General features: G+C 69.7%; 13 protein-coding genes, 1 tRNA gene and 2 pseudogenes. 10 read left to right on the top strand and 6 right to left on the bottom strand.

All coding sequences use genetic code 11. The features are described 5' to 3' along the window. Window positions 1–162: 162 nt before the first annotated feature. A complete protein-coding gene (locus IE180_RS06930) occupies window positions 163–654 on the bottom strand; it encodes a DUF3237 domain-containing protein (RefSeq protein WP_190155885.1) in 492 nt (163 codons plus the stop codon). 335 nt (window positions 655–989) lie between these two features. On the opposite strand from IE180_RS06930, the pseudogene IE180_RS36200 reads away from it, so the two are divergent. From IE180_RS36200 to IE180_RS06910, 4 genes and pseudogenes are all read left to right on the top strand, one after another. After that, a pseudogene (locus IE180_RS36200) lies at window positions 990–1,217 on the top strand (IS5/IS1182 family transposase); the annotation flags it as partial. 159 nt (window positions 1,218–1,376) lie between these two features. Continuing rightward, window positions 1,377–1,450 (top strand) — tRNA-Met (locus tag IE180_RS06920). Between the two features lie 332 nt (window positions 1,451–1,782). Then, complete coding sequence (locus IE180_RS06915; protein ID WP_190155884.1) at window positions 1,783–2,184, top strand: SMI1/KNR4 family protein; 402 nt, start codon at window positions 1,783–1,785, stop codon at window positions 2,182–2,184. 160 nt (window positions 2,185–2,344) lie between these two features. Beyond that, window positions 2,345–2,698, top strand: coding sequence for a hypothetical protein (locus tag IE180_RS06910; protein WP_190155883.1), 354 nt, complete (start codon window positions 2,345–2,347; stop codon window positions 2,696–2,698). A 28-nt stretch (window positions 2,699–2,726) separates the two neighbouring features. Here IE180_RS06910 and IE180_RS06905 read toward each other — a convergent pair. Then, window positions 2,727–3,056, bottom strand: a pseudogene (locus tag IE180_RS06905) (ATP-binding protein); the annotation flags it as partial. A gap of 188 nt (window positions 3,057–3,244) precedes the next feature. Here IE180_RS06905 and IE180_RS06900 point away from each other — a divergent pair. Next, complete coding sequence (locus tag IE180_RS06900; RefSeq protein ID WP_308434375.1) at window positions 3,245–4,192, top strand: LysR family transcriptional regulator; 948 nt, start codon at window positions 3,245–3,247, stop codon at window positions 4,190–4,192. Between the two features lie 268 nt (window positions 4,193–4,460). On the opposite strand, the gene IE180_RS06895 is transcribed toward IE180_RS06900, so the two are convergent. After that, window positions 4,461–5,480 (bottom strand): Gfo/Idh/MocA family protein, encoded by a 1,020-nt coding sequence (locus tag IE180_RS06895; protein WP_190155881.1) that lies wholly within the window; start codon window positions 5,478–5,480, stop codon window positions 4,461–4,463. A 160-nt stretch (window positions 5,481–5,640) separates the two neighbouring features. Here IE180_RS06895 and IE180_RS06890 point away from each other — a divergent pair, with 160 nt between their 5' ends. Further along, window positions 5,641–6,384, top strand: a complete 744-nt coding sequence (locus IE180_RS06890; protein WP_190155880.1) for a GntR family transcriptional regulator — start codon at window positions 5,641–5,643, stop codon at window positions 6,382–6,384. A 17-nt stretch (window positions 6,385–6,401) separates the two neighbouring features. Here the strand turns inward: IE180_RS06890 and IE180_RS06885 are convergent, their stop codons facing one another. The 3 genes from IE180_RS06885 to IE180_RS06875 form a co-directional block, all read right to left on the bottom strand. Next, window positions 6,402–7,046, bottom strand: a complete 645-nt coding sequence (locus IE180_RS06885) for a DUF47 domain-containing protein (protein ID WP_190155879.1) — start codon at window positions 7,044–7,046, stop codon at window positions 6,402–6,404. Beyond that, a complete protein-coding gene (locus tag IE180_RS06880; RefSeq protein ID WP_190155878.1) occupies window positions 7,034–8,008 on the bottom strand; it encodes an inorganic phosphate transporter in 975 nt (324 codons plus the stop codon). Before IE180_RS06880 ends, IE180_RS06885 begins: the two co-directional genes overlap by 13 nt. An 87-nt stretch (window positions 8,009–8,095) precedes the next feature. Continuing rightward, window positions 8,096–9,373, bottom strand: coding sequence for a phytase (locus tag IE180_RS06875; protein WP_190155877.1), 1,278 nt, complete (start codon window positions 9,371–9,373; stop codon window positions 8,096–8,098). 289 nt (window positions 9,374–9,662) lie between these two features. Between IE180_RS06875 and IE180_RS06870 the strand changes: the two genes are divergently transcribed. The 4 genes from IE180_RS06870 to IE180_RS06855 all read left to right on the top strand — a co-directional run bounded on the left by IE180_RS06870 (window position 9,663) and on the right by IE180_RS06855 (window position 14,720). After that, window positions 9,663–10,859 carry an ABC transporter substrate-binding protein gene (locus tag IE180_RS06870; protein ID WP_190155876.1) on the top strand — a complete coding sequence of 399 codons (1,197 nt, stop codon included), beginning with the start codon at window positions 9,663–9,665 and terminating at the stop codon, window positions 10,857–10,859. Window positions 10,860–10,923: 64 nt separating this feature from the next. Next, complete coding sequence (locus IE180_RS06865; RefSeq protein ID WP_190155875.1) at window positions 10,924–12,780, top strand: ABC transporter permease; 1,857 nt, start codon at window positions 10,924–10,926, stop codon at window positions 12,778–12,780. A 6-nt stretch (window positions 12,781–12,786) separates the two neighbouring features. Continuing rightward, window positions 12,787–13,947, top strand: coding sequence for an ABC transporter ATP-binding protein (locus IE180_RS06860; RefSeq protein WP_190155874.1), 1,161 nt, complete (start codon window positions 12,787–12,789; stop codon window positions 13,945–13,947). Beyond that, window positions 13,935–14,720, top strand: coding sequence for an HAD family hydrolase (locus IE180_RS06855; protein ID WP_190155873.1), 786 nt, complete (start codon window positions 13,935–13,937; stop codon window positions 14,718–14,720). The genes IE180_RS06860 and IE180_RS06855 overlap by 13 nt, the downstream gene beginning before the upstream one ends. Window positions 14,721–14,763: the final 43 nt, after the last annotated feature.

The raw sequence follows: 14,763 nt of genomic DNA, 5'->3' as shown, positions 1-14,763 counted from the left end.
CCCCGAACCACCGCCGCCGGGCACGCGATTCCTGCTTTCCGCACCCGCGGGGGAAGGTCCCTGGAACGACATCCAGGAGTCCAGCCCGGCCGGCACGATCGGCGACTGTCTCCGACCGGGCGCGTCCGGGAGGCTTTCCTGTGCGGCTTGTCGCGTCGGCGGTCAGGCCACTGAATAGAAGCGAATGGCGACTTCGGAGTCGTCGCCACGGGCGAGACCGACGAAGACGGTGCGGGCGAGCCAGAGGTGGGCGGGGGCGTCGGTGCGGAAGACGGGAGAGGTGCGGTAGTACACGCCCGTCTCGGACACCTGCAGGGCGCCGTCGTACTGGGCGGGAGCGGTGGGGTCGTCTTCGTGGTAGTAGCCGCGGTTGGTGATGTCGATGATCGCGCCGTCGTCGGCTCGGAGGAGGTATCGGGCGTCGAGCTGGTAGACGCCGCGGCGTCTGTCGCACCAGTCACCGCCGGGCAGAACGGTGCCGCGCAGGCGGGGGCCGTCGACAGTGCCGCCGGTGATGGGGACGTATTCGGTGGTTTCGCCGGCGCCGTGCCCGATGTGCAGGGAGGGGGCGAGGAAGGCACGGACCTCGAAGGCGAAGTCGAGGGAGGGGGCGAAGCCCGGCCGGACGGCGGGCTGCGTCTCTGGGGTGGTCATGGCACTCCGTAGGGCTGGCGGGACCGGGTCGGCGTTGTGGCGGATCCTAGGCGGGCCATGCCCAACCGGGTCAACGGTGTTGACGTAGTGCGGCCTCGTTCCGCACAGCTCGACAGGCCACCGCCAGCACTCCCGGACCTCTCCGTGTCGGGCCGGTGCTCCGTGCGGGGCATGCGGGCGGGCTGGTGGACTTCCGCGGTTTTCCGTCGACCGATCGTTCCGGAACGAGTGCGGCGTGAGGGTTCGGCGACCGGGTCCGGTCGCGGCGGGTACTGCGGGCGTCGGATGATCTCGTGCCTGATGAGCTGTGGGAACGCATCGCTCCGCTGCTGCCGCCCCGCCTGTATGAAGTGCTCCTGACCGGGCTGCGCAAGGCGGGTCTGCTGGACATGGACGATGCCACGATCGACGGCTCGCACGTCAGGGCCTTGAAAAGGGGCCTCACACCGGACCTTCGCCGGTGGACCGTGGCCGGCCGGGCAGCAAGCACCACCTGATCGTCGACCGGCACGGCGCCCCTCTCGCCGCCACCCCGACCGGCGGAAACAGGTACGGCGTCACCCGGCGGACGTCGCTCTCGGCCTGCTTCGACCCGCGTGCGGCATCATCTGCTCGCGACGACTCCGAACCTCGTTCCGAGGCGATCGACCAGGTGCGGTCGACCAAGCCGAATGGCTTGGTCGTGGGCAGTGCCGTGGATGGCGTACAGTTGGGTCTTCCGACGCGGGGTGGAGCAGCTCGGTAGCTCGCTGGGCTCATAACCCAGAGGTCGCAGGTTCAAATCCTGTCCCCGCTACTGAAGTGACGTGAGGCCCGGATCCTGTGGATCCGGGCCTCACGCGTACACCTGCACCTCGAGCCGTCCGCCCGCTTCTCGTCGCCGGGCCGACGAGACCTCCCCTGCCGCGCAGGAGGCGAGGGCCCGTCCCCTGCCCGGCTCCGCGTCGACTGCTTCGCCTTTGTGCCGCTTCACCTGAGCCGGTCCGGTGTGACGGCGCTCGACGCGGCAGCTCTTCCAGGACAGCGCCTGTTCGGACGAGCCAAGCCCCCTTGCTTCGCAAACGTGTCCTCCTCGCCGCAGCACAAGGCGCCCACCGTCCCCCGCTCTGTCCTTGATAGAACTGCTTCATGGGTTCGAACGATGACCAGATCGTGCAGGTCGAGCACCGCTTCGGAGTCCGGTTTCCCCAGGACTACCGGGACTTCCTGGGGACTACAGGCAGTCTGAGCCAGTTCGTTCCTCCCGCTGGCGACTTCCTGGTGATCGATGCGTTGGATGAGCTCATCGGCATCAACGAAGCCGGTGAATTCCAGAAGCGCTTCCCCGGTGCCGTCATCATCGGCGGAGACGGAAGTCGCGAGCTGCTTGCCTACGACTTCCGCCAGGACATCCCGCCTCTGGCGACACTGGACGTCTCCGCGGAAGACTGGTCATCGGCCATCCACCAGGCAGCATCCCTCTCCGCGCTGCTGGATCAGTTCCCTCAAACCGGGTGGAAATGGGACGACACTGATCCCTCGCTCTCCTGACCGTTGCCCTCATGGAATGTGTGCCAGAACCTTCTCGAGGAGTCCTCCGTCGAGGAGTTCGGGAGGCATGCGGCCCGGTGTGCAGTGATCAACATCGATGAGTTTTGATGTCGATGGCGTGTGCGGTCGCGGGTTACGGGGTCTGCTTCATAATCCGGTTGTGGACATATCCGATGAGGGACAGCCGCTCGACCCCGTCTGGCTTGAGATCAGCAACAATGTGTGTGGTGGCCTGGCAGGAGCCCCGAGTGCATCGTTGGTGGCCGAGCGGTTCATCGGGGCTGGCTGGAGTTCCGAATCAGGCTCGTCGTGGGAGTCGTATGAGGTCGAGACCAGCTGGTGCCGCATCGAGGTCGACCCGGCTGACGGGGACACGCTCCTGAACGGAGTTGTCGACCCTCAACGGTTCGAGGAGCTGGCTGCGCTGCTGACCCGGTTCGGTCTGCGGTTCAGTCTTGAACTCTATGACGATGACGGGGAACTGCTGCGGGAGATCGAAGCTGGAACCCCGTGAACGCCTCAAGACGCAGCTCCTCAGCCTTTCAGCCGGCTGCCCGCTCCGCTTGGGCCCGGGTGGTGGCGAGGCGGTAGGAGTCGGTGCCGGTCTCGATGAGGGTGCCGTTGGAGGTGAGGCGGTCGACGATGGCCGCACAGAGCCGGGGGCCGGTGAAGGTCTTGGCCCAGCCGCCGAAGGACTTGGCGGAGGCGATGGCGACGCTGTTCTCCTCCTCCCGTTCGGTGAGGACCCGGAAGAAGAGTCCGGCGCCGTGACGGTCGAGTTCCCTGGAGCCGAGCTCGTCGACCAGCTTGGTCGCCAGGATGTACTTGACCCGGTGGCCGGCCATCGCGGCCTCGGTGCCCAGCGCGATCAGCCGGGAACGACGGGACGACATCCACGAAGCCTTCCCCAGCCCCCTACGTGCCCCGCCACCTGCTTCGTCACCCACCAGAACGTCCGGCGGCGTTGTCGGGTTTCCGCCGATCGGAGAGGTGTCCGATCGGTGATCAACGCCTTCAGCCGTCCCCGCTGTCTGCATATGCTGCTGAGGTGCAGTTGGAATTGAGACATCTCGAAGCCGTCTGCCGGATAGCGGAAGCGGGGAGTCTGGGGCGTGCGGCGGCCCTGCTCGGGGTGTCCCAGCCGGGCCTGTCCGCCCAGCTCCGGCGGATCGAGCGCGTCACGGGCGGAGAGCTGTTCGCCCGCAGCCGGCACGGTGTGGAACCGACGCCGCTGGGCGAGTTCGTGCTCTCCAGGGCACGTCGGGTCCTGGGCGAGATGGACGCCCTCGCGGCCGGCGCCCGGGACGCCGCACCGCACCCGACCCTGCGGCTGGGCTCCGTCATGCTCGTCCTGACCGACCGGCTGTTCGGACGCCTGGAGCGGGAACTGCCCGGCCACGAGGTCGAGGTCGGCATCGAGCACTCGGCGGCCACCCTCACCCGCATGCTCGGCGCCGGACAGTACGACGCGATCCTCTACGGAGAGGTCGCCGACCACGAGGTGCCGCTCCCCGACGGTGTGGCGTCCCGCACCCTCATTCCCAAGGAACCGGCCTGCGTGCGCCTGTCGGCCGCCCACCCGCTGGCCGGACGGGACCAGATCCACCTCGCCGACCTTGCGGAGGAGACCTGGCTGACCATCGTCGAGGACGACGACGGCGGCCCGGAAGCCATGACCGAGGCCTGCCGCGAGGCCGGCTTCACCCCGAAGCTGCGCTACCGGATCGCCGACCGCAAGATGCGCTGGGACCTGATCGCCGCCGGACGGGCCGTCTCCCTGAGCCAGCCGACCTCACCGCACGCCGAGGGCACCGTCCTGCGCCCGCTGGCCGGTGATCCGATCACCGGCCGCATCCGCCTCGCCTGGAACCGAGCGGCCCTCTCCGAGCACCGCGCCCGGCTGCTGTACCGGGCGGCAGGACACGCGTACCTCGACAGCGTCCCCCACAACACCTTCTACCGCTCCTGGTGGAACTCCCGCCCGGAACTCCACCCGAACCTGGACTGAACGCACCCGGGCGGGCCGCGAGCAGGAGCAGACCGGCGAGCGCCCGCCGCTGCGTCCTCGCAGACGGCTTGCTCGGTGTCTTCGCGCTGCGCACAGCCCTGTCCCGTACTCCTGTCTCGGCCTGAGCCGTGGACGTGCACCTGTGGGACCGGGTCTGGAGCGATCCGCCGGAGGAGACGAGCGTGACAGCGGCCTCGGGGGTCAGGCGGTGGAACCCCTGAAGGCCGGCCGAGTGGGTGCCCGGCCCGTTTCCTTTGCCGAGCGAGCGTCAGCGCGGCCCGGTGGACCCGGCCGGAACGGCCGTTTCCACCCGCACCGGACGTCCACTCAGCCGTGAGCGCGTGGCTGCCTCCGCGACCGCCAGGGCCGAGCGCGCGTCATGACCGGTGCAGGGGCTCGTGCGCAGGCCGGCGGCCAGCTCCGTGAAAGCGGTGAGTTCCGCCCGGTAGGCGTCCTGGAAGCGTTCCATGAAACCGGGGTACGGAGTGCCGGCGGTCCGGGCGGGGCTCTGGGCCGGGGTCAGCGGGGTGTGCTCGGTCAGGCCTGCGACCAGGGAGCCCTTCGAGCCGCAGACTTCCAGCCGTACGTCGTATCCGGCGCCGTTGTAGCGGGTGGCGGTGCAGACGGCCAGGGTGCCGTCGTCCAGGGTGAGGACACTGACCCCGGTGTCGACGTCGTCGGCGGCGGCGAAGAAGTCCTCGCCGCGGTTGGCCCCGGTGGCGTACACCTCGACGACCTCGCGTCCGGTGACCCAGCGGACGATGTCGTAGTCGTGCACCGAGCAGTCGCGGAAGATGCCGCCGGAACCGGGCACGTACGAGGGGGGCGGCGGGGTGGGGTCGGCGGTGCAGGCGCGGAGGGTGTGGGTCCAGCCCAGGCGTCCGCTCGCAACCGCTTCGCGCAGCTCCTGGTACCCGGCGTCGAACCGGCGCTGAAAGCCGACGTGCAGCGGCACGTCCGAGCCGGCGAGGGCACCGAGCACCGCATCGGTCTCCGCGAGACTGCCGGCGACGGGCTTCTCGCAGAAGGTGGGCAGTCCGGCACGGTGGGCCGCCAGGATCAGGTGCGCGTGGGTGGAGGTGGGAGAGGCGATGACGACTCCGTCGAGGTCGGCGCCGAACAGGCCGTCGAGGTCGCCGGCCACCTCGCCGCCGGTCCGGTCGGCGATGGCACGGGCGGAGCGCTGGTCGGTGTCGTGGACGACGATGCCGCTGACCGCCGGGAGGCCGACGAGGGTGGCGGCGTGGAACGCGCCGATCCGGCCCGTGCCGATGAGTCCTATACGCATGAGGGGTGAGCCTTTCCTGGGGGAGAGGAGGGGCGTGCGGGATGACCACAGACAGGAGGCATATTGTTATTACATACGGACGTGAGAACATGTAGACGTACGCAACTTATGAGAACGCGGCGTACTGCGTGTGTTCGCAGGCCGCGCCCAGGAGGGTGACGTGGAGCAGGTCGCGAAGTTGATCAGGATTGACCGCAGCAGCCCGGTCCCCCTGTACTTCCAGTTCGCCCAGCAGATGCAACAGCTCATCGAGAGCGGTGTGCTGCCGCCCGGCACCCGGCTGAGCAACGAGGTCGCGATGGCAGAGCAGTTCGGGCTGTCCCGCCCGACCCTGCGTCAGGCCATGCAGCACCTGGTCAACAAGGGGTTGCTCGCCCGCAAGCGCGGGGTGGGCACTCAGGTCGTCACCAACCGCATCCGTCGCCAGATCGAGTTCTCGAGCCTTTTCGACGACCTGCAGCGTGATGACCGCCATCCGCACACCGAGGTGCTCTCGCTGGAGAGCCGACCCGCCGAGACCGGAGTCGCCGCGGCGCTGCGGGTCGACGAAGGGGCCGACGTGCTGGTGATCGAGCGGCTGCGGTTCGCCGACGGCCACCCCATAGCGCTCATGCGCAACCACCTGCCGGCCGACCGGATCCACCTCACCGTCGAGGAGTTGGCCGAGACGGGCCTGTACCAGCTGCTGCGCCAGACCGGCATCGACATGAGCACGGCCGAGCAGACCATCGGTGCCCGCCGGGCCACCTCCGCCGAGGCCACGCTCCTGGAGGAGCCCCGCGGTGCCACCCTGCTCACCATGACCCGCGTGGCCTACGACGAGTCCGGGACGCCGATCGAGTACGGCACCCACGTCTACCGGGCTTCGCGCTACTCCTTCGAGATGACGATCGCCGCACGCTGAGCCGTCCCGCCCCGCCATCAGTGGCCCCGCTTCAGCAGGGCGTCGGACAGGTCGGCTGCGGCCGTGTTCAGCCGCAGCCCGATGACGTCCTGTCGTCGCAGCAGCTCGCGGCGGGGGAGCGTCTCGGCCCGCAGTCCCTCACGGAACAGAGCGGCGAGCGCCTCCTGGTACTCCCGGCGCACCCGGCCGGCCGCCTTGCGGGCGGCCAGCGCGCCCTCCTGCACCAGGCGCGGATCGTCCACCAGATGGGCGACCGCGTCCCGCAGCGCGATCAGGCCCTCGCGTACGGCTTCGAGCGTGGTCAGGTCTGCGGGATCGCCGGGCATGCCGAACAGGTCGGTCTCCCGCACCAGATCCCGCAGGTTGTCCAGGATGTCGTCGACCGAACGGGAGAAGCGGTACAGGTCCTCACGGTCGATCGGTGTGGTCAGGGCTGTGGCCAGCTCTGCCACCAGGGCGGCCCGCCGGCTGTCCCCCTCGTGCTCGACCTCACCCATCCCGGCCCGCGCCGCCGTCGGCGGGACACGGCCGGCGGCCAGGTCGGCGGCGAGGTCGAGGCCCTTGAGGGTGGCGTCCAGCTGTGAGGTGAGCAGGTCGAGCGTACGGCGGTACGAACGTCCGGACAGATCCCGCAGGACACGGCGCAGGTTCACGGCGACCACGTGATGACACCTTCCAGGAACAGGCCGGCCAGCGTGCCGGCGACGAAACTGCCGGGCAACGTCACCAGCCAGGAGGCGAGCAGGGGGAGGGCGTACTGCCAGCGCACCCGCCGGCCTCCTTCGCTGGCACCGGTGCCCACCAGCCCGCCGGCCACGGACTGGGTCATGCTCACGGGCATGCCGAGTCCCGCGGAGGACAGGACCGTGGCGGAGGAGGCGAGTTCGGCGGACAGTACCTGCCAGGGACGGGTGACGATCAGCCGGCTCGTGGCGCCGTGAGCGATGCGGTGCAGACCGGCGAGCGCACCAGCCGTGAAGACCGCGGCGATCATCGCGTCGCCGACCTGCCAGGGATGGGACAGCAGGGCGTCTCCCGTGAAGGCCACGGCGACCACGGCGAACATCTTCTGTCCGTCGTTGGCCGCGTACGCCAGGCACTGGGTGCCGAACGCGACCAGCTGCAGGCCGTGGACCAGCCGGGGCATGCCGCGCACCGCGGGAATGCGGCGCGCGGCCCGGCCGATCAGCCAGCCGGCCGCCGCCCCGACGAGCGGCGCCGCCGCCGCGACGAGCAGAATGACGCCCAGCAGTCCCCAGGAGGGTCGTACCCCCAGCGCCACATCGGCACCGGCCAGTCCGCCGAGGGTCGCCAGCGTCAGCGACGTGGGCACCCCCGCCCGCGTCAGCAGCAGGACGAGGACGGTGGCGGCGCCCGCGCCGGCGAGGAAGACGAGCCGTGCCGTCTCCGGTGGCCCCTCGCCCAGGTGGTCGGTGAAGGCGCGGGCGACGGCGAGACCGAAAAGGTTCGGTCCCAGGGCGACAGCGACGGCGAGCAGTGCCGACACGAAGGCGATCGACCGGCCGCGGTGACGGACGGCGAGCGCCAACAGCGCTCCTCCGTCGTTGGCACCGCAGATGAAGACGAAGGCCACGGCGGTGACGTACAGGGCGACGGTGACCATCGGAGGTCCCTCCCTTCTGGACCGGTCGGGCTGGTTGCCGCCGGCGAGGCGGGTCCCGGACATCGGAGAGTCCGGGACCCGCCCGGGTCAGTCCAGGTCGGCGGCGTCCAGGATCTGACGCAGATCGACGAACTTGTAGTTGGTGTTCTCCCGGTCTCCGTCGGCCGGCGCGTTGTGGCCGTCCTGGGCCACGAAGAGCCCGCCCGGGAAGGCGCTGCCGAGCGGGGCAGACAGAGCGGCGATCCCGTCGGTCTCCTCGGAACCGTCGACCGTGCTGCCCGGCGCCAGGCGGAAGGACGCCTCCCACTCGTCGTCGTCCGAGGTGTCGTAGACGCTGTAGGTGTTGTCGCCCTGGCTGGAGACGATCAGGTACTGGTCACCGGAAGGCGCGCGGAACAGAGTCAGTCCTTCCGTGTCGGCCGTCAGGTGCTTGCCGCCGTAACCGGGGTCTTCACCCGCCACGCACTCCTCGGTCACCGGGTCGTACGTGGCCGGGATTCCGAACTGCTTTGTCCTGTCGACCAGTTCGGGCTCGTCGTCGAGGTCGGCATCGACCTTCCACACGCCGACGTCCTCCTGTCCCAGGTAGGCCACACCGTGGTCCGGATCCACCACGATGCCCTCGATGTGCGGTCCTTCGCCGGGGTCCTCGCACGGGCTCCACCGGCCGCCGGGGGTGTCGAAGGCGCTGGGCAGGCGCAGTGTGCGCACCTTGTGATAGGTCAGGGTGCCGCCGGCGGTGGAGGTGATCTTGAACAGTGCGATGTCGGACGTATTCCGCTGGCTGACCAGTGCGTACGAGGCGCCGCTGTCCGGATCGTGCCAGGTGGCCAGTCCGTAGGCGGTGAACTGGTCGTCGACCTCGGCCTCGGTGGCCGCGAAGGCGCGCGGGGCCGAGGCGTCGGTGACGTCGGTGAGGGGTGTGGTCGGGTTCGATCCGTCGATCCGGTACAGGCGGAGTCGGTCGCGGCCGCGGTCGGTGGCCACGGCGACCGTCGAACGACGGCCGTCGGGGAACCGCACGTTCGGCAGCAGGTCGACGTTGTTGTAGCGACCGGGGGCCGCGTCGGGTCCCGGGGCGGCGGGAGCGGGCAGGCTCTGGACCAGATGGCCGTCCAGGCCGTAGACCTGCAGACCGCCCTCCTTGGCGGTGCCGACCACCAGACTGGCGCTCGGCCGGGCGGAGTTGTACCAGATGGCTGGGTCGTCGGCGTTGGCGTTGCCGCCGGCCTCGTCGTCGAACAGCGGCGGCGTCTCGGCCTTCGCGTAGACCGGCGGCGGGGCGGTGGCGGCGGTCGCCGTGCCGACGGTCAGACCGGTGACGAGCACGGTGATCGCGACGGCCAGGCGGGTGGGGCTGCGCATGCTTCCTCCCTGAGAAGGGTCGAACACCCGATGTTGCGGAGGACCTTACATAAGTATGTATGGACAAAGGAAGAGGCCGTGAGGGATGGCCAGTTGAGGACGGGGAGATGAACTCGAGGTGTCTCAGAGGTGAATGCCCGGTTGCCGACTCGTCTCATCAGAATGTCTTGACATACGGCTGAATTCAGGTCGAAGCTGTCGGCCATCGACCGCTGAGCCGTGCTCCGCCGGTCGTCGCGCCACTCCGATTCGAACCCGGTCACCGCCGGGACACTGCGGGAGGTCAGGCATGTCACGCCCCTCTTCCGGGTTCGGCTCCCCACGCCGCAACCGGTTCGTCGCCACCGCGATCGTCGCCGGCGCGCTCACCGCCGCCGCGTGCGCCCCTCCGGGCGCCGACGGCGCTCCCGGCCCCGGATCCCACGCCGACGCGACACCGGTTGTCGACACCGGTTTCGACCTGGCGAAGCTCGTCGCCGCGGCCAGGAAGGAGGGCGGCGTCACCGTCTACGACTCGACCGGCGACATCACCAAGACCGCCGCCGCCTTCACCGCCAAGTACGGCATCAAGGCCACCGGCGTGAAGAGCAAGGTCGGCGAGACGCTGGAGAAGATGACCAGGGAGAACCAGGCCGGCAACGTCACCATCGACGTCACCAACTACGAGGACGGCCCGTCCCTGGTCGGCCAGTTGCTGGCGCGGCAGGTCGTCTACACCTACGTCCCCGGCCCTCTCGCCGACGACATCCCGGCCACCGGACAGAACCCGCTGCGGGTGCTGTCCAAGGGCAACCTGTGGATCTACAACCCCGAGATCTTCCCCAAGGGCTGCCCCGTCGACAGCATGTGGGATCTGACGGACCCGGCCTGGAAGGGCAAGGTCGCCCTGCAGGACCCGCTGGGGAAGCCGAACATCGTCGAGTTCTTCAACCAGCTGAAGGTCAAGGGGGACGACGAGCTCCGGAAGGCGTATCGGACCGAGTACGGCAAGGAACTGCCCGCCGGCGAACCCGCCGCCGACTCCTGGATCGAGGGCCTGGCCAAGAACGCCCCCATCATCACCTCCTCCGACGACGACGCGGCCGCCGCGGTCGCCGCACCGAACCAGAAGGAACCGCGCATCGGCCTGGTCTCCAACGCGAAGTTCCGCGACGCGAAGGACAAGGGGTACCACATGCGGGTCTGCACCGGGCTGCGGCCCTGGGCGGGCTTCCAGTATCCCAAGTACGCGGCCATCGCCACGAAGACCGAGCACCCGAACGCCGCCAAGCTCTTCGTCCACTTCATGCTGACCCAGGAGGGCATCGGCACTCAGCTGGCCAACGGCGGCGTCCCCGGCAACCCGAAGCTGGAGCCCGGCGCGTTCATGCCCTCCGGGCTGACGGACTGGAACGCCCAGCTGTTCGTCTTCGACCCGACGCGGCTCCGCAAGGACTTCGAGGACCTGCAGCAGATGCAGGACTTCTGGCGCCTCAACCACGGCTGACCGCCCGCCGGTCCGGCCCCGGGGCCGGACCGGCCCGCACCCGGACACATTACGGAGACCGCGCATGGCCGCCGCCACCCGTTCCCCCGCCGACACACCTCCCCCTCCGCACGAGGGTCCGCCCGAATCCCGGCTGAGCCGGCTGCGCTACCGCCTGAGCGTCATACGGCACGCGCCGACCGGACCGCTCGGCATCCTCCTCATCACCGTCCTGCTCTATCTGGTCGTCGCCCCGCTCGTCGCCGTCCTGTCCGACTCCACGCGGGTGCAGATCGGCGACGAGGGACAAGCCCACCAGGACCCCGGCTCCCTCACCAGCTACTACGTCTGGCGGGTCTTCCGGTCTCCGGTCTCCGAGCTGTTGTTCTGGAAGCCGCTGCTGCACACCGTCGTGGTCGCCCTCGGCGTCACCGCGCTCGCCGTGGTCCTCGGCGGCTCCATGGCCTGGCTGCTGACCCGCACCGACGTGGCCGGCCGCAAGTGGCTGTCCACCGCGCTGGTCGTGCCGTACATGCTGCCCTCCTGGACCTTCGCGCTGGCCTGGCTGGCACTGTTCAAGAACTCCTCCTCCGGCGGCCAGATCGGCATCCTCGAGGCGTGGGGGGTGCACACCCCGGACTGGCTCGCCTACGGCCAGTTGCCGATCATCATCTGCCTGGGCCTGCACTACTACCCCTTCGTCCTGCTGCTGTTCGGCAACGCCCTGCGCCGCATCGACAGTCAGCTGGAGGACTCCGCCCGCATCCTCGGTGCCGGCCGGGGCACGGTCGCCGCCCGCATCACCCTGCCCCTGATGCTCCCCTCGCTGTCGTCCTCGGTCCTGCTGGTCTTCGGCCGCATCCTCGGCACCTTCGGCACCCCGTACATCCTGGGCCTGCCGGTCAACTACGACCTGCTGTCCACCTCACTGTTCCGCGCGGTCAACAGCCAGCAGCGCGGTGTCACCGCGGTGCTGGCCGGCGTCATCGTGGTCATCGGCGTGCTGGCCATCGTCGTCGACACCCGGCTCGCCCGTGAGGCGAAGCGGTTCGTCACCGTGGGCGGCAAGGGCGCGATGGACCGCCGGGCCCCCCTCGGGCGATGGCGCCGGCCGGCATTCTGCGTCGCCCTCACGGTGTTCACCGCCGCCGTCCTCGTCCCCGTCGTCAGCCTCGCGCTGACCACCGTCACCAAGACGCCCGGAGTCCTCCGCGCGGACAACTTCACGCTCAAGTACTGGATCGCCGACCACCTGGAAGGCACCCCCGGCTTCCCCCACGGCGTACTGCGCGGCACACAGCTGTACGAGGCCGCCTGGAACAGCCTCCGCATCGTCGGCCTGGCCGCCCTCGTCTGCGGCGTCGTCGGCCTCCTCATCGGGTACGTCGTGGTGCGCGCGGGCCACAGCCGCGTCGGCACCCTGCTGCGCCAGATCAGCTTCCTGCCGTACATGGTCCCCGGGATCGCCTTCGCCGCGGCCTTCCTGTCCCTCTTCGCGGTGCGCCGCGGACCGGTGCCGGCCCTGTACGGCTCGATCAGCCTGCTGGTGATCGTGCTGGCCGTGACCCACCTGCCGTACGCCTCGCGGTCCGGGATCAGCGCCATGACACAGCTCGGCCGCGAACCCGAGGAGGCCGCGCAGATCTCCGGCGCCGGCTGGTTCGCCCGGCTGCGCTGGATCGTCATCCCGATCCAGCGCGGCGCGCTGGTCACGGGCGTGATCCTGCCGTTCGTCTCGGGCCTCAAGGAACTGAGCATCGTGATCATGCTCACCACCTCCGGCACCGAGCTGCTGACCACACTGTCGATCAACCTCGTCGACTACGCGTACGACCAGATGGCCAACGCGGTGGTCCTGGTCATCGCCCTGGTCTCCTTCCTCGCCACCTACTTCACCCAGCGCCTGACCAAGACCAACCTGTCGTCCGGACTCGGAGGCTGACACTCCATGCCGACCATCACGCTCACGTCGGTGCGCAAGAGCTACGGCTCCGGCCCGCCCGCCGTGGACAACCTGAACCTGGAGATCCCCTCCGGCTCGTTCACCTGCCTGCTCGGTCCCTCCGGCTGCGGAAAGACCACCACCCTGCGCATGATCTCGGGGCTGGAGACGCTCGACGACGGCAGCATCACCGTCGGCGGCCGGATCATGGACTCCATCCGCGACGGCCTCTTCGTACCGCCCGAGAAACGCGGGATGGGCCTGGTCTTCCAGAACTACGCGCTGTGGCCGCACCTGACGGTGGCCAAGAACGTCGAGTTCGGCCTGAAGGTGCGGAAGACCAGACAGGCGGAACGGACCGAACGCGCCCTCGCCGCTCTGAAGATGATGCAGATCGAATGGGCCGCCGACCGTTACCCCGCGGAGCTGTCCGGCGGACAGCAACAACGCGTCTCCCTCGCCCGCATGCTCGCCGTCAGCCCCGAGGTGCTCCTGCTCGACGAACCGCTGTCCAACCTCGACGCCCAGCTGCGTCTCGACATGCGTGCCGAGCTGAAGCGCATCCACGACGAGACGGGCCACACCATCGTCTTCGTCACCCACGACCAGCTGGAGGCGATGACCATGGCCACCCACGTCGTGGTCATGGAGAAGGGGGTCGTGCAACAGATGGCCCCGCCCATGGACGTCTACTCCCGCCCGGCCAACACCTTCGTGGCCCGCTTCGTCGGCAGCCCGCCGATGAACCTCTTCGACGTGGGCGGCGACGCCTTCACCGGGGCCGTGCGCGAACGGGTGGAGGACGAACGTCCCGGCCCGGCCGGCCGGCCGGCCACCATCGGCGTACGGCCGGAGGCGCTGCGCCTGCTCGCCGACACCGAACAGGCGACGGAGGCGGACTTCGTCTTCGAAGCGGTCGTCAAGGCCGCACTGCCCACGGGCTCCAGCACGACGGTGCTGGTCACAGCCGTGAGCACCGAGCTGTACCTCCTGGCGTACGGCAAGGTGGACGCCGCACCGGGCGCCACCGTGCGCTGCGCCGTCCGCCCGGCCGACCTGCACCTGTTCGACGAGGAGGGCGATCGGCTGCCCGAAGCCGCGGCTGCCGTACCGGCACCCGCACAGGCCGAGGAGAACGAGGAGAACGCCGCCACATGGACCAGCTGACCCGCCCCGAGACCCTCCTGCTGGACTTCGGCGGAGTGGTCGTGACCACCGCCGGCCGAACCTCATGGTCCCGGGAGATGGCCGCCGAACTGCACGCCGCGCTGACCGCGGCCGGCTGCCACGACCTGACCGCCGAGCACATCGAAGCCGACCTGAAGGCCGGCTCCACCGCCGACTCGCACTGGAAGAACGCCATGAGCCGGCCGTCCGCACCACGCGAGATGACGCACCGGCGCTTCTGGACCGAATTCGTCGCCGCCGACTGGCCCGACTCCGCGCTGGCCTGGGTCACGGCCCACGCCCAGCCGCTGTGCCACCGGCTCGGCCAGCTGAAGCAGGACCGCACCACCCGGCCCGGCATCGACGCACTGCTCGACACCTGCGACGAACACGGCATCAAGGTCGGCATCGTCTCCAACGCGCTGGCCGGGTCCGTGCACCGCGAGTACATGTCCGCGCACAGCCTCGACAAGCGGGTGGCCGTGCAGGTCTACAGCGACGAGGTCGCCGTCCGCAAACCCAACCCCGAACTGATCCGCATCGCCGCCCGCGCGCTGGCGACGGATCCGGCCGCATGCTGGTACGTGGGGGACAACTACGACCGGGACGTGCTGTGCGGCCGCCGCGCCGGAGTGGGGGCGGCCATCCTCATGGAGGCCCGCGGCACCTACGACCGGCCGTACGTCGTCCAGGCCGAACCGGACAGGGTGGTGGGCGATCCCCATGAGTTGCGCCGACTGCTGATCAGCACCGTGTCCTGCGCGGACCGATGAGCACCGCCTCCCGAACGCCGACCACGGGCGTGAGGATCCCCCC

Origin of the sequence: Streptomyces litmocidini (genome assembly GCF_014649755.1) — a bacterium.
Classification (GTDB): domain Bacteria; phylum Actinomycetota; class Actinomycetes; order Streptomycetales; family Streptomycetaceae; genus Streptomyces; species Streptomyces litmocidini.
Note: the sequence above shows the minus strand (reverse complement) of the source record. Positions and strands in the feature narration are given on the sequence as shown.